Annotated in this window: 18 protein-coding genes and 3 pseudogenes; 11 read left to right on the top strand and 10 right to left on the bottom strand. The window is 55.0% G+C overall.

Features of this window, described 5'->3' with window-relative positions; translation table 11 throughout:
- The first annotated feature begins 40 nt into the window (after window positions 1-40).
- Together JCM13995_RS03985 and JCM13995_RS16690 are read left to right on the top strand one after the other, a co-directional pair.
- Complete coding sequence (locus JCM13995_RS03985) at window positions 41-610, top strand: AAA family ATPase (protein WP_054662729.1); 570 nt, start codon at window positions 41-43, stop codon at window positions 608-610.
- Between the two features lie 92 nt (window positions 611-702).
- Window positions 703-837, top strand: a complete 135-nt coding sequence (locus tag JCM13995_RS16690; RefSeq protein WP_263849555.1) for a hypothetical protein — start codon at window positions 703-705, stop codon at window positions 835-837.
- Window positions 838-913: 76 nt separating this feature from the next.
- Here the strand turns inward: JCM13995_RS16690 and JCM13995_RS03980 are convergent, their stop codons facing one another.
- From JCM13995_RS03980 to JCM13995_RS14295, 3 genes are all read right to left on the bottom strand, one after another.
- Window positions 914-1,405, bottom strand: a complete 492-nt coding sequence (locus tag JCM13995_RS03980; RefSeq protein ID WP_054662726.1) for a GNAT family N-acetyltransferase — start codon at window positions 1,403-1,405, stop codon at window positions 914-916.
- On the bottom strand, window positions 1,392-2,522 hold the full coding sequence (locus tag JCM13995_RS03975) for an Mbeg1-like protein (protein WP_054662723.1): 1,131 nt from the start codon (window positions 2,520-2,522) through the stop codon (window positions 1,392-1,394). The genes JCM13995_RS03980 and JCM13995_RS03975 overlap by 14 nt, the downstream gene beginning before the upstream one ends.
- An 88-nt stretch (window positions 2,523-2,610) precedes the next feature.
- Window positions 2,611-2,787 (bottom strand): hypothetical protein, encoded by a 177-nt coding sequence (locus tag JCM13995_RS14295; RefSeq protein ID WP_156314311.1) that lies wholly within the window; start codon window positions 2,785-2,787, stop codon window positions 2,611-2,613.
- A 134-nt stretch (window positions 2,788-2,921) separates the two neighbouring features.
- Between JCM13995_RS14295 and JCM13995_RS03970 the strand changes: the two are divergent.
- Window positions 2,922-4,459 (top strand): annotated as a pseudogene (locus JCM13995_RS03970) (multicopper oxidase family protein).
- A gap of 238 nt (window positions 4,460-4,697) precedes the next feature.
- Here JCM13995_RS03970 and JCM13995_RS03965 read toward each other — a convergent pair.
- A complete protein-coding gene (locus JCM13995_RS03965) occupies window positions 4,698-4,994 on the bottom strand; it encodes a DUF2798 domain-containing protein (protein WP_054662720.1) in 297 nt (98 codons plus the stop codon).
- Between the two features lie 193 nt (window positions 4,995-5,187).
- Here JCM13995_RS03965 and JCM13995_RS03960 point away from each other — a divergent pair, with 193 nt between their 5' ends.
- The gene (locus tag JCM13995_RS03960; protein ID WP_054662718.1) at window positions 5,188-5,511 is read left to right on the top strand and encodes a cupin domain-containing protein; all 324 of its coding nucleotides are present in this window, start codon (window positions 5,188-5,190) and stop codon (window positions 5,509-5,511) included.
- Window positions 5,508-5,848 (top strand): annotated as a pseudogene (locus JCM13995_RS03955) (cupin domain-containing protein). Before JCM13995_RS03960 ends, JCM13995_RS03955 begins: the two are co-directional and overlap by 4 nt.
- 78 nt (window positions 5,849-5,926) lie before the next feature.
- On the opposite strand, the gene JCM13995_RS03950 reads toward JCM13995_RS03955, so the two are convergent.
- Window positions 5,927-6,583, bottom strand: a complete 657-nt coding sequence (locus JCM13995_RS03950) for a MarR family winged helix-turn-helix transcriptional regulator (RefSeq protein ID WP_054662715.1) — start codon at window positions 6,581-6,583, stop codon at window positions 5,927-5,929.
- Between the two features lie 243 nt (window positions 6,584-6,826).
- On the opposite strand from JCM13995_RS03950, the gene JCM13995_RS03945 reads away from it, so the two are divergent.
- The 4 genes from JCM13995_RS03945 (at window position 6,827) to JCM13995_RS03930 (ending at window position 10,340) form a co-directional block, all read left to right on the top strand.
- On the top strand, window positions 6,827-8,749 hold the full coding sequence (locus JCM13995_RS03945) for a heavy metal translocating P-type ATPase (RefSeq protein WP_054662712.1): 1,923 nt from the start codon (window positions 6,827-6,829) through the stop codon (window positions 8,747-8,749).
- 48 nt (window positions 8,750-8,797) lie between these two features.
- Window positions 8,798-9,031, top strand: a complete 234-nt coding sequence (locus tag JCM13995_RS03940; protein WP_054662709.1) for a heavy-metal-associated domain-containing protein — start codon at window positions 8,798-8,800, stop codon at window positions 9,029-9,031.
- A 10-nt stretch (window positions 9,032-9,041) separates the two neighbouring features.
- Complete coding sequence (locus tag JCM13995_RS03935) at window positions 9,042-9,593, top strand: ferritin-like domain-containing protein (RefSeq protein ID WP_054662706.1); 552 nt, start codon at window positions 9,042-9,044, stop codon at window positions 9,591-9,593.
- Window positions 9,594-9,758: 165 nt separating this feature from the next.
- Window positions 9,759-10,340 carry a hypothetical protein gene (locus JCM13995_RS03930; RefSeq protein ID WP_054662704.1) on the top strand — a complete coding sequence of 194 codons (582 nt, stop codon included), beginning with the start codon at window positions 9,759-9,761 and terminating at the stop codon, window positions 10,338-10,340.
- A gap of 172 nt (window positions 10,341-10,512) precedes the next feature.
- On the opposite strand, the pseudogene JCM13995_RS03925 reads toward JCM13995_RS03930, so the two are convergent.
- A pseudogene (locus JCM13995_RS03925) lies at window positions 10,513-11,967 on the bottom strand (glycoside hydrolase family 1 protein).
- A 172-nt stretch (window positions 11,968-12,139) separates the two neighbouring features.
- Window positions 12,140-14,506: a phosphoketolase family protein gene (locus tag JCM13995_RS03920; RefSeq protein ID WP_054662702.1), complete on the bottom strand. Its 2,367-nt coding sequence runs from the start codon at window positions 14,504-14,506 to the stop codon at window positions 12,140-12,142.
- Between the two features lie 208 nt (window positions 14,507-14,714).
- On the opposite strand from JCM13995_RS03920, the gene JCM13995_RS03915 reads away from it, so the two are divergent.
- The gene (locus JCM13995_RS03915; protein ID WP_054662699.1) at window positions 14,715-15,248 is read left to right on the top strand and encodes a Crp/Fnr family transcriptional regulator; all 534 of its coding nucleotides are present in this window, start codon (window positions 14,715-14,717) and stop codon (window positions 15,246-15,248) included.
- Between the two features lie 79 nt (window positions 15,249-15,327).
- Window positions 15,328-15,918 carry an NAD(P)H-dependent oxidoreductase gene (locus JCM13995_RS03910; RefSeq protein ID WP_054662696.1) on the top strand — a complete coding sequence of 197 codons (591 nt, stop codon included), beginning with the start codon at window positions 15,328-15,330 and terminating at the stop codon, window positions 15,916-15,918.
- 150 nt (window positions 15,919-16,068) lie between these two features.
- On the opposite strand, the gene JCM13995_RS03905 is transcribed toward JCM13995_RS03910, so the two are convergent.
- Genes JCM13995_RS03905 through JCM13995_RS03895 form a run of 3 tightly spaced genes read right to left on the bottom strand, consistent with a single transcriptional unit; the run spans window position 16,069 to window position 19,333 of the window.
- The gene (locus JCM13995_RS03905) at window positions 16,069-16,617 is read right to left on the bottom strand and encodes an LPXTG cell wall anchor domain-containing protein (protein ID WP_162230903.1); all 549 of its coding nucleotides are present in this window, start codon (window positions 16,615-16,617) and stop codon (window positions 16,069-16,071) included.
- A gap of 38 nt (window positions 16,618-16,655) precedes the next feature.
- Window positions 16,656-17,768, bottom strand: a complete 1,113-nt coding sequence (locus JCM13995_RS03900) for a putative Ig domain-containing protein (protein WP_054662690.1) — start codon at window positions 17,766-17,768, stop codon at window positions 16,656-16,658.
- Window positions 17,765-19,333 (bottom strand): hypothetical protein, encoded by a 1,569-nt coding sequence (locus JCM13995_RS03895; RefSeq protein ID WP_054662687.1) that lies wholly within the window; start codon window positions 19,331-19,333, stop codon window positions 17,765-17,767. Before JCM13995_RS03895 ends, JCM13995_RS03900 begins: the two co-directional genes overlap by 4 nt.
- Window positions 19,334-19,374: the final 41 nt, after the last annotated feature.

Raw genomic sequence — 19,374 nt, 5'->3', positions numbered from 1 at the left:
CAATGAAGTACCGCGACTTTTTTGAGTGGAGGCGCAGATAATGAAAGTGATGCTGATCGGCGCACCTGGCAGTGGGAAGTCGACACTGGCCCGACAGCTGGCGCAGCAAACTGGCTGGCCGCTGCTGGCGCTGGACCGGGTCTGGCACGCGATGGATTACTCCGCTGCCGCCAAGGTCCATTTCATCACCAAGCAGACGCAGTTTATGGCTGCGCATCAGGACTGGCTGATCGATGGTAATTTCACCAGTACCATTCCGCTGCGGCTCGCTTCCGCCGACTTAGTGGTGTGGCTGCGGGTGCCAAGCCTAGTGGCCCCACTACGTCTAGTTCGCCGTTCACTGGCCTTCCACCACGATCCGCAGAGCCGGCCGGACATGGCGCCAGGCTTTCAGGAACATTTGGACCGAGACTACTTGGATTTTTTAACGTATGCGGTGACTTTTCGCAGCCGGGTAGAGCCCCGCTTGGCGGCGCTGCTCTCGGCCGCGCCCATCACAACACGGATTCGCATCATTCAAAGTGCCAGTGGCAAGTCTGCCTTAATTGGCGAACTCACTAGCCTCGCGTCTGGGCAGGTTCCGCGCCGGACATCATCAGTGCAGCAGTGATCAAGCAGCTAGCTGACGCACCTTAAGAGGAACAAGGCAGCTTCATCGCTGATTTGGATACGTACCTGGACTATCTTGCGGCGCATAAGATCATGACCATGAAGCGCGCCGCCACGCTCAGGCAGGCGGGGCAAGACGCTGCTACTAAAGCGAAGCAAAGCGGTGGGCGGGTCATTTCAATGAAGCAGGTTAAGAAGTTGGTTAAGGACAAAAATTCGCGGCACTGATCTTGCTGTTCCACGTGAAACAAATTGATCGGAATTTTAAAAACGGCGCTGGGCGGCAAGGTTCAGCGCTGTTTGCTTACACGCCGACGTACAGCGCGTACTGATACTCGTCCTGCCACTGGTCGGCGAGCCAAAATTCGCGGCGGTGGTGAGCTTCCTGGGTCATGCCGAGGTGCTGGTAAAAGCCGATGGCGGCAGTGTTGCTGGCAAGGACGCGGAAGCTGATTTTGCCGACGGCTTGCTGGGCGGCCTCGGCCTTGACTGCGTCGATCAGCGCGCGGCCGATACCTTCGCCTTGGGCCATCTTGCTGACAGCCAGGCCGGCGACCCACTGGTGGCGCATGCTGGCGTATGGTCCGGCAAAGTGGCACGTGATGTAGCCGCATACCTGGCCGGCGTCAGTGCAGGCGACCAGTGTCACTGCCGCGTGATGTAGCAGATCCGTTTTGAACCCATCGTATTCATCCGGCTGCATCATGTGCGGCGTTTTGGTTTCATCCATTTCGCCGGTTTCAATTTGCCAGACGGTGGACATGTCGCCATCAGTGGCTGGTCTAATCGTGATCATTTGAAGGTTTCTCCTTATCTTGTGGTGAATCCACAGTGGTCCAGGGCCAGTCAACAACTGGCAGGTGCGGCCTGGGCAGGGCACCGCGCAGGGCGACAGTCAACTGCCCAATCGCGAGTTGCCACTGCTGGTGCGCCGTGGGGTCGCCGTGCCGTAGTCCAGCTAGAATGATTTTGGCATTTTGCGGCCAGTTGCTTTTCAGCTCGGCAAAACTGGTCGCGTCGGTGCGCGTGACCAACGCGTAAGCCGCGTCGAGGCAGGCTTGCTTGGTTTCGTCTGACAGGCTGGCGGTCCAGGTCGCGATTGTGTCCTGGCTGAGCTGAGACAGCAGGTCAGTTTTCGGCAACGAGACGAAATCTTCGCTTGAAACGGTCCAGGAAAAAGGATCATGCTGGCTGAAGCCGTGGGCGCGGCTTTGCACCACAGTAAAATCAGAATCGGGATCAAACAGGGTGCCGATCAGGCTGGTTTTCGGCACCAGCTTGTGCACGCGCGGTGAAAGCGGCGTTGGGACCGGCTTCCCGATGCCCGGGCCGTCTGCGTTGAACACGGCCTGCACTTGATCCTGAAGGGCACCAGGTGCTTCAACAAAGGCATAAGTCGCCAGCGTCCCGCCCTTGGAGTGCCCACCCAGAAAATACGGGCCCGGATAGGTCGCGGCGATGCGCTTGAAGTAGGCCAGAGCGGCTTTCTGAGACGGGATGGCTTGCATGTAGGCCATGTTAAAGTCTTCCTTCCAGTCGACAAAATCGGCGCGGGTGCCGCGAAAGGCGATGAACTGGCCGTGCGGTAGGGTGAGCGTCAGGGCCGAAAACTGTTTTTGCGCCTCGACGTCGAGTTGGGTGACCTGATCGTGCCACGCAATTGGCCGATACCGCGGCGCGTGAGTCATCAGTTTCAGCAGTGCCAGATTTTCCGCGGGCCGCCAGGTGTGCTGGGTCAAGGCGGTGAGCTGAGTGCTTTTATCCAAGGCGTGCAGGGTGCCACTGGTCACCGGCAACTGTGCAAAATCGAAGTAAGCCAGCTGCGAAAGGAGCACCCCGTCGATTGGCCCGAGTGGCACGGCGCTGAACGGTTCTTGCGCGTAGCTTCTTGCGTAATCCAGCATGTTGGGCATCCGTCTCACCTCCTAGGTTTATTATGCCATAGCTGTTAAGTGATTTTAGGGTAATCAAAAGGCCGAAGCCTCTGCCCCGGCCTGACACTTATTTCTTGCGGTACATCATGTAGAGCGACATGATAGAGTCAGCCAGCATGATGATGGCCATGAGCCACATGGCGTGCGTCATGTTGACCATATTCATGCTAATGTTAGTGGCAAAGACCATCCATACTAGGACAGCGTTGGCGGCAAACATTAACCAGGTAAATAGCTTAGACATTTTACACCCCTCCAGATCTATCCACTATTTATAACGATTCTATTCTACACTGTTTTCGGGCTGGAAGCGTGTTAAAATGGAATCGGACTTAGGTGAGGCACAATTTCCTTGCCAATGATGAAAGGGGAAAGATTATGACACAGCATGTGTATGATGATTACTTTTTCGATGAACCGGCGTACAACACCCACGACGGCGGCTATGTGCCGCTTGAAGTCGCGGACGCGCCGGAGTCCCAGCTGGCGATCCCGCCGCTGTTAAAGCCTGACAAAGAGACTGACACCGATGCGTGGTATACGTTGGAGGCGCAGAAGGGCGAGACCCAGATCCTGCCCGGCGCCAAGACCAAGACTTGGGGTTACAACGCGCCGCTGCTCGGCACGACGCTGGCGTTTGAAGTCGGCAAGCACATTCATGTGACATTGAAAAATTCGCTTGATGAATTGACCACATTCCACTGGCATGGGTTGTCGGTATCCGGTCCGTACGTGGATGGCGGCTGCCACGCGCCGGTTTACCCTGGCGAAAGCAAGCAAATCGACTTCACGCTTGACCAGCCGGCCGCGACGACTTGGCTGCACGCGCACCCGTGTCCGTCGACCGCTGAGCAGGTCTGGCATGGTTTAGCCGCAATGGTGCTGGTGCGTGATCAGCACGAGGCCAGCCTGCCGCTGCCGCGGACTTACGGCGTTGATGACATTCCGCTGGTCCTCCAAGACCGCCGCTTCCACGAAAATAACCAGTGGGACTACCACGCCGATTACGATCCAGATGGTGTGCAGGGCCCGACTGCGATGATCAACGGGACCGTCAACCCAGTCTTTGATGTCACCACCCAAAAGCTGCGTCTGCGGATCCTTGATGGGGCCAACCGCCGTGAGTGGCGCCTGCATTTCTCCGACGATTTGGAATTCACCCAGATTGCCAGTGATTCCAGCTTGCTGCCGGAGCCAGTTCACTTCACACACCTGATGCTGACCTGCGCGGAACGCGCCGAGATCATTGTCGACTTTAAGAACTATAAGGAAGGCGACACGGTTACCCTGTTCTCCGATGATGTGCCGATCGTGAAGTTCCGCATTCACGCTTTCAAGCCGGATAACAGTGTGCTGCCGGATCACCTGATCGACATTCACGCGCCAAAAGTGCTGCCGACGACGCCGGTCCGCAAGATCGTGATGTCGGGGATGGATGAGCAAGTTGCCATCGACGGTAAGAAGTTCAACATGCAGCGCATCGATGCCACGCAGCCGATTGGCTTAGCTCAGTACTGGGATGTCACCAATACCAACACCATGCACGGCGGCATGGTTCACCCGTTCCATGTGCACGGCACCCAGTTCCTGGTCATTTCCCGCAACGGTGGTGCGCCTTATCCGAACGAGCATGGGTACAAGGATACCGTTGGCGTTAACCCTGGTGAAACGGTTCGGCTACTTGTGCGGTTCGACCTGCCAGGCGTCTACATGTATCACTGCCACATCATCGAGCACGAAGACGGCGGCATGATGGCCCAGATTCAGACTTACGATCCGAACAAGCCGATGCCGAAGTACAGGCTCATGGATATGGAGACGCTGACTCAGCCTTCGCCAAAGAGCGTGGCGTGGATCCAGACACCATGTGGATGGCCGGCATGGATTCATACAAAAAGATGGGTATGAAGATGTAGGCCAATCTTTTCCCGGGAAATAGTGAAGTGGTTCGGCTGGCACGCATGGCGCGTCAACTGGACCACTTTTTGATATCACCCAGGAAATATTCGGTGCGAAAATGCGGTGGCGGCGGGCCGCACGAGCAGGCCGCGAATCGCGTAGGCCAGCACGAAGGAGCGCGCCAGGTGATCAGAAGAGCAGAAACGGGGATGCCGGGCAGCGCACCCGCCATTACCATGCCCCAGGTCGACATGCTCAGGCACATGATGATGATTGTCGCCCACTGATGAATGCGTTGTGCCGTACGGGATCAAGGGCGTGCTCTGGGGTGGTGGCGAACACGTTGATCAGCAGGTTCACGGCCGGTGCGGCAATCGTCAGATTCCACGCAAATGCGATCAGGATGGTGGGCGTCCAGCCGCTGAGAAACGTGGTCAAGGCAGCCGCGGTCAAGCCCAGCCGGAAAAGGATGTTGAGACCGCTCATCAACGAGCCCATGCCCAGACACATCTCGGCGGTGAAGAAAAGCTGTTGTTTGCTGTAGGTGTACATGCCCGCTGGCCTCCCTTTGTGCCCGGTGAGTGGCTGGTGCTAGCCAGTCTCGCGGTTAGTGTATGCTGGGGCGCTGAGTTGAGGCAACTAATTTGCCTTGGCGTCAGTGCGGCCGTCAGCCGAGGCTCTTGACGGTATCAATTCCAGACGGTCCTAGGTTATGATTAATGTAATGAATAGTGGAGGTAACACGATGTCAGAAACTAAGCTTGAACTGGCGACTTTGGTCCCGTACCACGACCATCAAATCGCCAGCCGCTCATTGTCCCGCCGCCTGGGCATTACGCTGCCGCTGACAGTGTACGCGATGGCAGCAGGGGAAACCATCAGCACCGAAACTGCCAGCCGAACACGTCTTTTTCAGTGCCTCGATGGAGCACTGACTGTCATTTTTACGGATCATCGCACCGTCGTCGAGCCTGGAGCGATGCTCGTGGTCCCAGCCGGCACGGCGCATACGTTAAGCGCTGAGCAGCCCTGTAAGTTCATGCAAATCGAAAGTGAGGTTCGCAAATGACCTACATTGATAAAATTCCACAAGCCACCGTGGTCGACCTCAAGCAGCTGATTGACTTAGCCGACGGTGAAGTCACCAGTCGCACCCTGGTCCAGCGCCCCGATTTGACGTTGACCCTGTTTGCGGTGGGTACTGGCGAAGAGATCGGCGGTCACGAAGCCGCTGGCGATGCATGGTGAACGTGTTGAGCGGCGTGGCAGAAATCACGATTGCTGATCAGGCGTACATGGTGGCGGCTGGTCAGACTATTGTGATTCCCGCCGGTCAGCGCCACTCTCTGTATGCCAAGGAGGGTTTTCAGATGCTGCTGACCGTTGTGAAACCGGCCCAGTCTTGAGTGAAACTCTTTGCCGCGACGAAAAGGGACGCTACTCTATGTGAGAGTGGCGCCCCTTTTTTCGTGTGTGGGGTACGTCTAGTCGGCGGCCTTATCACCAGGGTGCGAACCGGGTCTGCCGCCTCGAGGTCCGTGCGGTCTGCCGCCAAAATCAGGGCGTTCGCCATAACCGCCAAAGCCGCGGCTGGGCCCGCCGTCCCACTCCTGCCGGTAGCCGTGGTGGCCGTGGTGCCGCCGCGGGCCAAACTGGCCGAGCTTTTCAAAGTAGGCATCGACAGCCTGGTCCTGGTCCCCGGTTTCCAGGCTACCGACAAGCTTCAGAATCAACCCGGTCAACTGCGCCTGTTCGTCTGCAGTCAGACCGGCGAACATTTTATCCGCCAGCTGGTCCTTGTCGTTCCGGACACTTTCAATGAACTGTTTGCCGTCATCGGTAAGTGAAATCAACTGCACGCGGCCGTCGGCTTCGGATGGGATGCGGGTGATCAAACCTGCGTCCTCGAGCTTTGCCACCATGGCGCTGGCGGAGCTGGGCCGGATGTCGAGGGCCTCAACGATGTCGGCATTAGTCAGGTGATCGTGCTGTGCAATCAGGCGCAGCACGCGAAGTTGGCCGCGCGGGGCGTCGCCTTCGCGGTGGTCGGAATGCAGCGTCCACATGGCACTTTGCGCAAAGCCTCGCTGCGTGAACAGGCGGCCAAAGAGTCTAAGCAATTGTTGAGTATCTTGAGTCATCAGCGATTACCTCCAAGAATTTTATTTAGCTAGCCATATAATAAGACTAACTAACGAAACAAGTGTAATCACTTAGTTAGTTTTTGTCAATAGGGACTAACTAAAAAAACTTTTTCAGCGATTTTCTGCGAACTTGATGCTGGTCAAGTCGAATCTTTCTGCTATGCCTTAAGCTGAACTTGTCAATAAGGAAAGGCCATTCGGCAGGCGTCGAAACGGTCAACTTCAAGGAGAGTGGAAGATATGAAATTTCAGATGTGGATCGAAAAGCACACGACTCAGCTCACCGCCGTTTCGGCGCTTCTGATTGTGCTCGGGTACGCAGGCCGATACCTGCTGAATGCACCGCTGGTCTATACGGTCAGCTTGATGGTTGCTTCGATTGTTGCCGGCATTCCGATTTTCTTGCATGCCTACCAGGCGCTGCGCGTGAAGGTCATCAGCATTGAACTGCTGGTCACTATCGCGGTGATCGGGGCGTTTATCATCGGTGAGTACAACGAAAGTGCCATTGTGACCTTCCTCTTCCTGTTCGGGAACTTCCTGGAACAGAAAACCCTCACCAAGACCCGTCAGTCCATTAAGAGCCTGACCGAAATGGCACCGACCAGCGCGGAACTGGTCCACGATGACGGGACAATTGAAGAAGTCGACGTTGACGACCTGGATGTCGGCGACGTGGTCCAAGTCAAAACCGGTGGTTCGATCCCGGTCGACGGTGAAATCGTCGACGGTCAAGGGTACGCCGATGAAGCTGCCGTGACCGGCGAGTCGCGCGCCGTCACCAAGAACGCCGGGGATACCGTGTTCTCCGGCACGCTGCTCAGCGACGGGTACGTGAAGATCAAGGCGACTAAGGTCGGGGACGACACGACGTTTGCCAAGATCATCGAGCTGGTTGAAGACGCGCAGGACACGAAGTCCCATGCCGAAAAGTTTATCGACCGCTTCGCCAAGTATTACACCCCGGCGGTGCTGGTCATCGCGTTGGTGGTCGGCCTGATTTCCCGCGACTTTAAGCTTGCCATCACGGTGTTGGTGCTTGGGTGCCCTGGGGCTTTGGTCATCGGCGCGCCGGTTTCCAACGTGGCTGGCATCGGCAACGGCGCCAAACGCGGCATTTTGGTCAAGGGGGGCTCCGCCATGGATACCTTCTCGAAAGTCGACACCTTCGTGTTTGATAAAACCGGCACGCTGACCACAGGCAAAACCGCGTTGGCAGACAGCAAAGTTTACGGTCCAGACGCCAACCAGGTATTACAGCTGACCGCCGCCGTCGAGGCGCTGTCCGATCACCCACTGGGCCGTGCGCTGACGCAGGCCGCCGATGACGCTCACCTGGATTATCAGTCTCTGTCAATCGAAAACAGCAGCACCATTAAGGGCCAAGGCATCACTGCCACCGTTGCCGGTCACACCGTATGCGCCGGGAACCGCAAGCTGCTTGAGGCGCACCACGTTCAGCTAACCGACGAACAGGCGCAGACGCTAAGTCAGTTCCAGGCCACCGGCAGTTCGATTGTCATTGTGGCCGTTGATACGCAGGTCGCCGCGATTTACGCCATCGCCGACACCATTCGCGAAGGCCTGAAAGATGAGCTGGCCGAGCTGAAAAAGGCCGGTGCCAAGCACCTGGTCATGCTGACCGGTGATAACACGCAAACCGCGAATTACGTCGCGGATCAGCTGGGGATCGATGAGGTCCACGCTGACTTGCTGCCGCAGGACAAAGTTACTTATGTGAAGAAGTTTGAAGACGAAGGCCGCACCGTTGCCTTCGTTGGGGATGGCATCAACGACAGCCCGTCCCTGGCCACTGCCGACATCGGCATCGCGATGGGCTCAGGCACCGACGTCGCGATTGAAACCTCTGACATTGTCCTGATGAAGTCCAGCTTTGCGGCCTTGGACCACGCGTACAAGCTGGCCAAGAAGACCGTGCTTAACACGCGTGAGAACATCTTCATCTCCATTGCCGTGGTCGCCTTCCTGCTGCTGGGCCTGATCGCCGGCTTCATCTACATGGCCAGTGGGATGTTCGTTCACGAGGCTTCTATCTTAGTCGTTATTTTCAACGCGATGCGCCTGATCAACTACGGGAAAAACGACGACAAAGAAAAATCAGAAAATGTCGCGAACTTGACCGCGGTCAATTCCACGAAGTAACGAACCCGGTAGAATGAACTTGTAAATAAGCGAAAGGGAGTCTTTTCAATGAGTAAAAAAATTACGATGCAACTGGATCAGCTAACCTGCCCGTCTTGCCTCACCAAGATCGAAGGCGCCGTTAAGCAGCAGCCTGGGGTTTCCAATGTGAAGGTGCTGTTCAATGCCGGAAAGGTGAAGGCCGATTTCGACGACACCCAGACCTCTGCCGATCAGTTGTCGGACGTCGTCACCAAGCTGGGTTACGAAGTCAAAAAAGTGCGCGTGAAGGACAACGAGTAGGGGGCAAATCATGACAATTGATGAACAATACGAAGCAGAAGTGAAGCAAGCGGATCTGGATCACCACAAGCCAACCGCTGGAGCCATGACTGGCCACATCGTCGCGAATCTGTTCGTGATGAACGTCAAGATGCACCAGGTCGCCTGGTACGTGAAAGGCGAGCAAAGCCTGGCCGTTGCAGATTTCTATCAGCAGCTGATCGCGCAGAACCGCCAGCAAATCGACGAAATCGGCGAGGTGCTGTTGGATGAGGATCAAATCGTCCCCAGCACGACTGGTGAATTCGCGAAGTACACCGGGCTGCAGGAAGACGGCCGGTTGAAGTACGACACCGCCGCCAACATGGTCGCACAGACCGCCAAGGACTTCACCACTGAAGACATGTACATCGACCGCGCCATCAAGCTGGCCGAGCGCGAGGAACGCCCAGCCATGGCGGCTTACCTCACGAAGTTACGCGGGGAGAACAACCAGGCGGTCCGTAAGCTTCAGAGTTTCCTGGGTAAAACGGCCTGGGAAGACCTTGTTGAAGTTGACGACGATGATGACGACGAGGATTAATGACCGTTAATTCCAACTAACACCACCTCTAAAATAGCTGCCTTGTGCCGAGCTGCTCCCGGTGCAGGGCAGTTATTTAATTTCTGCTTGTATTTTATTGGCAGGGTGGTAAGCTTGTCACCAGTTAAGTTGTAATTACACGTAAACCAGGAAGGTATGATTAATATGGATGACACAACAGCAATTGAACAAGTTGTCGCCGCAGAGCGGCAGTACCGGGTCCGCAACGCCAATGATGCGCTGACCAGCGTTTACTGGCCGGATGCGACCGTACATACTAGCTGGCAAAGCGGCCCAATCAGTTCCTTTATTGGCAAGGGCACAGCCGAGATGAACAGTACAATCATTACCCGCGTGTCCACGCCGGTCGTCCATCAGCTCAGCGCGACCCGTGCGTACGTCGAGATGCCGAACCTCTCCGATTACTGGGAGCAGCTGCACGGGGTTGAGGTTGTCCTTGAAGAGTTCATGCGCCTGATCTACCGCGTGGAAAAACGCGACGGCGAGTGGCGCATCGCTGACATGCTGTCGATTTACGAGGCCGACAAGCTGACTCCTGCGATTCCAGGCACGGACCTGAAAATCGACCCGGCGGATGTCAAAGACTTACGCCTGCCGTACCGCTGGATGGCGTACACACGCACCCAGGATGGCGGCACCATTAGCCAGGATCTGCTGGGCGTTGATCAAAAAGATAAAGTCGCGAAGGTCTACGCAGAAGCTGAAGCATGGGCTAAGCAGGGCTAACGCAAAGCACCCACTTTCGTCATTGTCGAAAGTGGGTGTTTTTTTGATAAAACAGCTCAACCACGCGCCTTATCAGGTGAAAAAAACGCGGATTTTGTATTTGACGTTAGGCTGTGAGATGAAATGGGGGAAATGTTGATACACCGGGTTGAAAACGATGAAAAAACGCGTTTTAGTAGTCGAGATGATCAGAACTCAGATCGGTACCGTTTGACGCGATAACTTGCTTGTACCAGTAGAAGGACTTCTTCTTCGACCGGGCGAGGGTGCCGTGGCCCTGGTCGTCCATGTCGACGTAGATGAAGCCGTAACGCTTGCTCATTTCGCCGGTCGATAGGGAAACCAGGTCGATGCAACCCCATGGGGTGTAACCCATGACTGGCACGCCATCGTCGATCGCCCCTTGGATCGCCTCGATGTGTGACTTCAGATAGTCGATGCGGTAGTCGTCGTTGATCTTGCCGTCGGGTTCCACCGTGTCTGCGGCACCGAGACCGTTTTCGACGATGAACAGCGGGACCTGGTAGCGGTCGTAGAGCCGGTTTAGCCCAACGCGCAGGCCGACTGGATCGATCTGCCAGCCCCACTCACTTTCCTTCAAGAACGGGTTTTTGAGGCCGCCCAGGATGTTGCCAGCGGTTTTTTTCGTTTACTTTGCCGGTGACTTCGGTGACGCTAGACATGTAGTAGGAGAACGACAGGAAGTCGACGTGGTACTTTTTGAGCAGGGCGAGTTCCTCCGGCGTGCGGTCGAGGTCGGCGCCGGTGAAGCCGTACTGCTTGTACAGCGACTCACTATAAGCCGGGTACTCACCGCGCACCTGTACATCGGTGGTGTAGTAGTTAAAGCCTTGGTCGAACTTCAGCGCGGCCAGCTGGTTGACCGGGTTGGCGTCGTACGCGTAATTGGTGGCGTAAACGATCATGTTGCCGACCTGGCTGTCTGGGTTCTTCTCGTGCGCTGCTTTGACTGCATAGGCTGAGCCGACGAACTGGTTGTGCCAAGCCTGAAAGACGTTGCGCTTGTCGTCAGCCCCGGTTTTGGCGATCATGCCTTGGCTGGAGAAGGGGAAGCTGGCCGCCGAGTTGATTTCGTTGAACGTCAGCCAGTATTTGACCTGGTCTCCGAAGCGGTCGATCACCGTTTCCGCGTAGTGCTTGAAAAAGCCGATCAGCTGCTTGTTCTTCCAGCCGCCGTAGTGCTCGGCTAGGTACAGTGGCAGCTCGTAGTGGGAAATGGTGATGACCGGCTCGATGTTGTACTTCAAGCACTCATCGATTACGTTCTGGTAAAAAGTCAGCCCTTTTTCATTTGGTTGCGCCTCATCACCGCGTGGGAAAATGCGGCTCCAGCTAATGGAGAAGCGGTAAGCCTTGAAGCCCATTTCGGCGAACAGGGCGATGTCTTCTTTGTAGTGGTGGTAAAAGTCGATGCCCTCGTGGTTCGGGTACGTGTACTTGGGGTGGGGCTGCCAGTCAAAATCGGGACTCTTAATAATTTTCATGCGGTCCTTGCCGCTGGTGCGATGTCGTCGATTGATGGCCCGCGCCCGTCGACGTCGTATGCCCCTTCAAGTTGGTTAGCGGCAGTGGCACCGCCCCACAGGAAGTTTTTAGGAAAACTCATATATGATTCCTTCTTTCATTCAGCATGATACGGTGAAACCGCATCCATTGCTTATTATACCGGAGTGCAGCGGGTACCGTCGCGTTCCACGTGAAACATAATGACCTGGTAGGCAAAAAAAACGTGCAGTCCGGCTGGGGATTGCACGTTTCTCAAACTGATGTTGAATGTCTTATTTGATCGGCTTCCAGACCCAGTTTTGGACTTCTGGGATGTCTTCGCCGGTGTCGCGGATGTAATCGTAGTGATACTGCAGGGTGTCGTCCATCTTCTGAACGAAGGCCGCGCCCTTTTCCGCGTAACCTGGGACGTGTTCAACGACGTCCTTGGCCAAGTGGAACCGGTCGAGCTGGTTCAGGACCCGCATGTCGAACGGTGTCGTGATGGCGCCTTCCTCACGGTAGCCGTGAACAAACAGATTGTGGTTGTGACGATCGAAAAAGATGTCTTTGATCAGGTCTTCAAAGCCGTGGAACTGGAAGAAGACCGGCTTGTCCTTGGTGAAGTACGAGTCGAATTCTTCGTCGCTCAGGCCGCGCGGATCGTCCTTCTTCAGCTTCAGAAGATCCAGTACGTTGACGAACCGGATCTTGAGGTCAGGGAACTGATCGTGCAGGAGGTTGATGGCGGCGAGGCTTTCCATGTTCGGTTCGGTCCCGGCTGCGGCCAGCACGACATCCGGTTCAACGCCATCGTCGTTAGAAGCCCAGTCGATGCGCTTCAAGCCATTGTTGGCCAGAACTGTGGCTTCTTCAATGGAGTAGAACTGCGGCCGCGGCTGCTTGGAGGTAATGAGCAGGTTGATGGTGTTTTCGCTGCTGAAAACCTTCGGCGAAATTGCGAGCAGGGAGTTGGCGTCGGCCGGCAGATACTCACGAATGAATTCGCCTTTCTTTTCGGCCAGATGCGTCAAAATACCCGGGTCTTGATGGGTGTAGCCGTTGTGATCCTGCTGGAACGAGGTCGAAGTGGAGACGACGTTCAGTGACGGATATGGACGGTGCCAAGGCTCGTCTGCGGCTTCGCGAATCCACTTGAAGTACTGGGTCAGCATGGAGTCCACCACGCGCAGGAATGCTTCGTAGGACGTGAACACGCCGTGACGACCGGTCAGGGTGTAGCCTTCAAGGAAGCCTTCCGCCTGGTGTTCAGACAGCTGGGAATCGATGATGCGACCGGACGCGTTCATGTCCTCGTCAGAGCCGTTGTCGGAAATGTGTTCTAACCACTGACGATTGGTTGTATCAAAGAGACCGTACAGGCGGTTGGACATGGTTTCGTCAGGGCCGAAGACGCGGAAGTTATCCGGGTTCAGCTTGATTAAATCGCGCAGGTAGTCGGACCAGATGAGCATGTCCTGACGCACGTTCTTGCCGCGCTCGGTGTTGTCGAGGGCGTACTTGTGGAAGTCAGGGAGGACCAGTGGCTTGGTGTGGTTGCCCATGTTGGTGATCGGGTTATCCGCCATGCGCTTTGTGCCAGTCGGAGCCATGGCCTTAAGCTCAGGCTTCAACACGCCGTTGTCATCGAATAGCTCTTCCGGCTTGTAGGACTTGAGCCAAGCTTCCAAAGCGTCGGCGTGCTCCATGTGATCACGGGATACCGGGATCGGGATCTGGTGGGCACGGAACGAGCCTTCGATTTTATCGCCGTCCCAGCTCTTCGGGCCAGTCCAGCCTTTTGGCGTGCGGACGATCATCACTGGCCAGTGCGGCATTGTGGTGTCGCCGGTCTCACGGGCGTGCTTCTGGATACTCTTAATTTCTTCGATGGCGGAATCGAAGGCTTTTGCCATTTCTGGGTTCAGCTTCTCCGGGTCATCGCCTTCGATGAAGTAAGGCTTCCAGCCCATGCCGCCGTAGTACTCGGTGAGTTCCTCATCGGTCTTGCGGGATAGGATGGTCGGGTTGGAGATCTTGAAGCCGTTCATGTTGATGATCGGCAAAACGGCACCATCGGTGATTGGGTTGATGAACGTGTTAGAGAACCAGCTGGCCGCCAAGGGGCCCGTTTCGCTTTCGCCATCGCCAATGACGGTGGCCGCAATGACGTCCGGGTTGTCGAGGATCGCGCCGGTCGCGTGGCTCAGCGCGTAGCCGAGTTCGCCGCCTTCGTGAATGGAGCCGGGAATCTGCGCGTTGGCGTGACTGGCGGCACCACCAGGGAACGAGAAGCGCTTGAACAGGATCTTCATACCTTTTTCGTCTTGGGTGATGTTCGGGTAGGTCTCGGTGTAGGTGCCATCGAGGTACGCATTGGAGATCATGACCTGACCACCGTGACCTGGGCCTTCAATGTAAAACATGTTCAGGTCATACTTGTTGATCAGGCGATTCAGGTGCGCGTAAATGAAGTTCTGACTGGCAATGGTGCCCCAGTGGCCCAATGGATTGACTTTCACGTCGCTGGACTTGAGCGGCCGCTTCAGCAGCGGGTTGTCGCGCAGGTACAGTTGACCCACGGAGACATAGTTTGCGGCCCGCCAGTATGCGGTCAGCTTGTCAAAATATTCCTTAGAAGAGTAATCGACTTCGGACATTCAGATCCCTACTTTCTTGGTTATGTTAGCTTGAGTATAACACGTTTTAAGGATTTATGCTTAAAATCGCTTATCTTTGCTTAAAATGGTGTGAGCCTCGGTATTTACCAGAGCAAAAGCTGAAGAAATGCACTCACAGTCGAGGTTCTTCTATATACTGTTAGGTGGAATCGCCCGGAGTAATCTGAAAGAGAAACGAGGCGCTGAGATGAAACTGAGTGACTACTACGACCGGTTCAAACAAATGGGTCACGAGAAAACAATCGACCGCGGGGATGACCTGCTGCGCGAGGGGGATGTTGCCACCCAGCTGTACTTCGTCGAACGCGGCGCAGTGCGGCTGTGGCACAACGATGACGGCCGTGATATTACGGTGCAGTTTTTCTTCGAAGGGCAGGTCGTGTCGTCGTTTGAGAGCTTTTATCTGCGCAAGCCCAGCCTGTTTTCAATCACGGCGATCGAGCCGACGACGGTGACGGTCGTGGATGGTGAGGCGCTGCGGCAGGCGCTGGAAAAAGAGCCCCAGCTGATGGCGGTGTTCACCGATTATGTGTGCCACCGGTTTATCGATTACACGCAGTATTTTCTCAATCGCATTCAGGACTCGCCGGAAGCGCGCTACCAGGTGCTGCTGGCCAGCGACCCTAAGCTGGTCAAGCGCGTGCCGAAGTACGAGTTAGCCTCTTATCTGGGCATCACGCCAGTCTCGCTGTCCCGAATTCGCAGCCGCGTCAAAAAATAATTTCAGAATTAACAATCGTTAATGCTGCGCTGTTCAAACCTCGTTATGCTTACCTCATCAACATTTGGAGGCAAACAATATGACAAACACAGTAATCGTAACAAGTCACCCCTATGACGGCAGCTTCTGCCATGCGCTGATGGCCTCGGCCAAAGCTGGTGCGGAAAAGGCGGGCAACACCGTCGACGTGATCGATCTGGAGGCGGACGGGTTTGACCCGGTCATGCACAGCAAGGACCTGATTGGTTTTCTGAAGCACAAGGCGCAGGACCCGCAGGCCATTGACTACATTGAACGCGTCAAGGCGGCCGATCACCTGATCTTGATTTTTCCGATTTGGTGGGAGCTGATGCCAGCGATGATGAAAGGCTTCATCGACAAGGTGGTTTTCCCTGGCGAAACCTTTAACTACACCAAGGGCGGCGTCGGCATGGCCTCGAACCTGCCGAATCTCAAGTCGACCACCATCATGACCACGATGAACACGCCCAAGAGCCTGTACCGCTGGGTCTTCGGCAATGCCATCCAGCGCGCCTTGGTCCGCGGTACGTTCGTCAAAATGGGGCTCAAGCACGTGAAGTGGATGAGCTGCAACATGGTGAAAAAGAGTTCCGATGCCAAGCGCCAAGGCTGGCTCAAGCAGGCCAATGCGACCGGCGCACGGCAGTGATTGGCAAAGAGCGGTGAATAACCGCTTTTTTTGTCGTCTCACATAAAAAGATCCAGAATCTCCAGCATTCTCATGACCAATGCCAAAGATTCTAGATCTCTTATTTAGTTATTATCACTTTTATCTCGAAGCCTTTACTGAGTGGTGACGTTATCTGTTGGCGCGTTTGACTCTGGCAATCATCAGCAGTGCGCTGACGGCTGCTATCAGTAAACCAGCAATACTATACGTCAGGCGATGGGATTCACCCGTTTGAGGATAAGCCTTCCTTGCATGCTTATCCTGTTTCACACTTGTGCGGTTTGCTTTGATAGGGGCTGGTTTCTTTGATTTGGCCTCAGCCTTGATTGAAGACTGATCAGCTGAAGGGTGGTTGTGACCACGTGAAGCGGCAGTGGACTGACCATGATTGAAGCTAGCATCGCTTCCAGTAGGTTGTGACGGCTTTTTGGTCGGGTTGGTCACTTCGGTTTGGTTGGTGCTGTGGTCATCGAGCGCCGGTTGGCTTGGCTCACTGAGCAGCTTTGGCCGGGTACTACCAGCGGCATCTTTCGTTACTTCAGTCCGAGTGCCAAATAAGTGGATATCGGCAAAGCTAGCGATTCCAGGCCAGGCCGGGTCGGTCGGCTCACCGGGCTCATCAACTTGAATCTTAATGTACCGGTAAGCAATACCCTGCTGGGCTTGATCGATTGCCACTGTCTGCATCTGGTTATCGCGCTTTGTTGTGGTCGTGGTCAGTTTCGTCCAAGTTTTGGCGTCGTTTGAGCATAAAGATTAGCGCCTTGCGTACGATTCGGAAAACCGGTACGAGCAAGAAATGAGGAGGAGGTGAGTGTCACCCGATAATTCTCGCCGAAGTCTAGCACGGCCGGAGTCATCCAGTCACCGCCGTAAGACGCCGGATCGTTGTCGACCAGTGCGGTGGTATTGAAGGTTTGTTTAGGGTCGAGGCTCAATGTGTCTTTGGTGAGTAAATTGGCAATCGTCATGTCAGGATATGCTGCGTAGTTCAAGCTATGGTCTTCCAGCGTTGGATTGAGCAGCTCGCCTTGCTTGATTGCCTCGGTATATGCTGTAAGCGCTGATTGGAAGGCGGCATCGTCACCATGATCGAGCAGATTGATGACGGCCTTAGCAGCTGTATTAATTTTTGCCATCGAAGCGGTTGTATAAACGCCTTCACTGAGTTGTTGGGTGGCTTGGTTGTACGCGGTGGTCCGGTCCTTTTTAACGCTGATTGTAAAGGTCTTGTTGACGGTTCGCTGACCATTCGTTGCCGTCACTGTGACCGGGTAGTCACCAGCAGCGGTCGGCTTCCAAGATAGGGTGCCATCAGCGGCAAGTTGTAGCCCTTTTGGACCGTCGGCCAACGTTAGGGTGGTGGCATTAGTGGCGCTGAGTTTCAGAGTGATGGTGTGACCCAAGAAGACTGCCGTGTCACGAGCGGTCTCACCAATGACTGGCAGTGCGGCCTGATCGGTGTAGCTGGCTGCGGCAAAAGTGACCTTAGTAGATGACTTGCCCACCACAGCGTAGAAGTCCATGTAAGCTTGGCCGCCGTTGGTCGGGTAAGCGACGGTTTGCCACTGATTTTTGGTATTTGGAAGGGTCAGGGTTTGATAGGCTTTGTTAGGCAAATTGCTTGAGCTGATCAACAACTTTGCCACGCCATTGGTCTTCAGCTTGATTGCAAAATAACCATCTGTCGGCTTGACCAACCCGGCTAAGGCAATTTGTGAGCCGCCACGAGCGGTGGTCGTGTCTTGCGGATAACGCTTGTCGTAAGCTGTTTCTTTGATGTCCTTCTGGTCAGATACGGCTTCGACGGTTATCCCATCCTTTGTCAACTGGCGTGATTCTCGTCAAGAATCGTGCCGTGTTGAATGAAGCTAACATCAGCATTGGTTGCAGGCGCTGACGGGAAAGTGGCGCTGTCACTGCCCTTAGCTGCCGGCATCGAGAGCCAGTAGTCTGTGCCAATTTCTGTGATCTTATTGTCGCTGTACACGCCCCAGTAGTTCAGTGCGGTTGTGCCTTCATAGAAGGTGGTCCCATTCAGGTGGGTGGCTTGAGTTGCCACTGCCGGGTAGCGCTTGGCGATTTCGGCTGCGGATAGGCCTTCCTGGAATCGGTAGTAGTCGTATAGTTCACTGGAGGTATACGGTTTGTTCATTCGGCCTCGGCCATCAGTGCTGACGGCACCACCGAAATCGATGATGTTTTGAACGCCATCGGCCTCAATGGCTGGGTGCGTAGTGTCACCCGGTTTGGACACTTGAATCCAGGGGATGGTTTCCCCGTCGTTGTACCGATAGAATTGTTCGGCGCCTTCGATTAGCCGGTTGTTGCCGAACTGATAAGGGTCAACAGCGTTGGCTGCAGTCGAGGGTTCACCAGTGGTTGGATCGACTAATGTCCCTTGGTTATTGATCACGCGCGCCAGACCAGTGAAGCAGAATACATCGTCCTTTGCATGGTTGGCATCGCGCCCCATCTCCAGGTGTTCAACAAAGTCCTGCTTGACGGGATTACGGGGGTCGTCAGCACTCATTTGGTGGAAGAGATTGTTTAATGCACCGTTGATGTTTGGTCGCGACGAGCCAGCGTTAACAAAGGTCTGCTCAACCGCATCGGTGTACGCGGCCTGATCATTTTTAAAGATGGCGGCGGCTAGGGCGCCGGTCAACGGATAAAGATGTTGGGCAAAGTATTGATCCTTGGTTTTGATCAGCAAGTTGGTGACTAAAGGATCGATCAAGTTCTGAGTCAGCTTGCTGTTGTCCGTGCTGGTCCAGTTCAGATTGACCTGATTACCCTCAGCATCAGTGTAGAGATTGCCGTCGACGGAGGTGAACTTTAACAGTTCCGCTGCACTGACCATATAGTAAAAGGGCACGGGAGCGTGAATGTGAGCGTCTGCGTAATATTTGAATCCGGCGGGATCCATGTTCTCCCAAGTTCGGACCAGGCGGATGGCATTATAACGATACTGCTTTTGCCCAGTCAGGTAATACATAATGGCCTGCGTGTAGGCACGGAAGCCATCGGCGCTAAGGGTTAACTCCTGGCCAGAAGAAGCAAAAGTGGCATCTTTTGGTGTATCGAAGGTCCCGCTTTTCAAGTTGGCCGCCTTGAAGTCGCGGCTTGCATAAGGACTTTGAACCATGCCTTCATAGTAAGCTTGCCATGGCTGCGCCCCCGTCGCTAACTCGCGGCGCGTGTTTTGAAGTTGCTCTGGATCGACACTGATCGCGGGGTGTAAGAAGCCGTTTGTTTTGGTGATGTTGAGTGTCACCGCATCACTGATTGCAGGATCTGCTGCGGCGTTGGTTTCTTGATTTGGTAGCAGTGCAGTCGTGAAGACAGCAGCAATTGACATGATAAAGCCAAACCAGGCTAATCTGTGTTTCATATCTTTCCTCCTGTAATGTTGTAAGAACCTTGAAGCATGCA

It is taken from the genome of Lacticaseibacillus camelliae DSM 22697 = JCM 13995, from assembly GCF_001311195.1.
Lineage (GTDB): Bacteria > Bacillota > Bacilli > Lactobacillales > Lactobacillaceae > Lacticaseibacillus > Lacticaseibacillus camelliae.
The sequence above is the reverse complement of the archived record's forward strand: the minus strand, read 5'-3'. Positions and strand labels throughout refer to the sequence as shown.

Coding starts and splice junctions, on each gene's coding strand:
- JCM13995_RS03985 (WP_054662729.1), top strand. CDS start 41: ATGAAAGTGATGCTGATCGGCGCACCTGGCAGTGGGAAGTCGACACTG.
- JCM13995_RS16690 (WP_263849555.1), top strand. CDS start 703: ATGACCATGAAGCGCGCCGCCACGCTCAGGCAGGCGGGGCAAGACGCT.
- JCM13995_RS03980 (WP_054662726.1), bottom strand. CDS start 1,405: ATGATCACGATTAGACCAGCCACTGATGGCGACATGTCCACCGTCTGG.
- JCM13995_RS03975 (WP_054662723.1), bottom strand. CDS start 2,522: ATGCCCAACATGCTGGATTACGCAAGAAGCTACGCGCAAGAACCGTTC.
- JCM13995_RS14295 (WP_156314311.1), bottom strand. CDS start 2,787: ATGTCTAAGCTATTTACCTGGTTAATGTTTGCCGCCAACGCTGTCCTA.
- JCM13995_RS03965 (WP_054662720.1), bottom strand. CDS start 4,994: ATGTACACCTACAGCAAACAACAGCTTTTCTTCACCGCCGAGATGTGT.
- JCM13995_RS03960 (WP_054662718.1), top strand. CDS start 5,188: ATGTCAGAAACTAAGCTTGAACTGGCGACTTTGGTCCCGTACCACGAC.
- JCM13995_RS03950 (WP_054662715.1), bottom strand. CDS start 6,583: ATGACTCAAGATACTCAACAATTGCTTAGACTCTTTGGCCGCCTGTTC.
- JCM13995_RS03945 (WP_054662712.1), top strand. CDS start 6,827: ATGAAATTTCAGATGTGGATCGAAAAGCACACGACTCAGCTCACCGCC.
- JCM13995_RS03940 (WP_054662709.1), top strand. CDS start 8,798: ATGAGTAAAAAAATTACGATGCAACTGGATCAGCTAACCTGCCCGTCT.
- JCM13995_RS03935 (WP_054662706.1), top strand. CDS start 9,042: ATGACAATTGATGAACAATACGAAGCAGAAGTGAAGCAAGCGGATCTG.
- JCM13995_RS03930 (WP_054662704.1), top strand. CDS start 9,759: ATGGATGACACAACAGCAATTGAACAAGTTGTCGCCGCAGAGCGGCAG.
- JCM13995_RS03920 (WP_054662702.1), bottom strand. CDS start 14,506: ATGTCCGAAGTCGATTACTCTTCTAAGGAATATTTTGACAAGCTGACC.
- JCM13995_RS03915 (WP_054662699.1), top strand. CDS start 14,715: ATGAAACTGAGTGACTACTACGACCGGTTCAAACAAATGGGTCACGAG.
- JCM13995_RS03910 (WP_054662696.1), top strand. CDS start 15,328: ATGACAAACACAGTAATCGTAACAAGTCACCCCTATGACGGCAGCTTC.
- JCM13995_RS03895 (WP_054662687.1), bottom strand. CDS start 19,333: ATGAAACACAGATTAGCCTGGTTTGGCTTTATCATGTCAATTGCTGCT.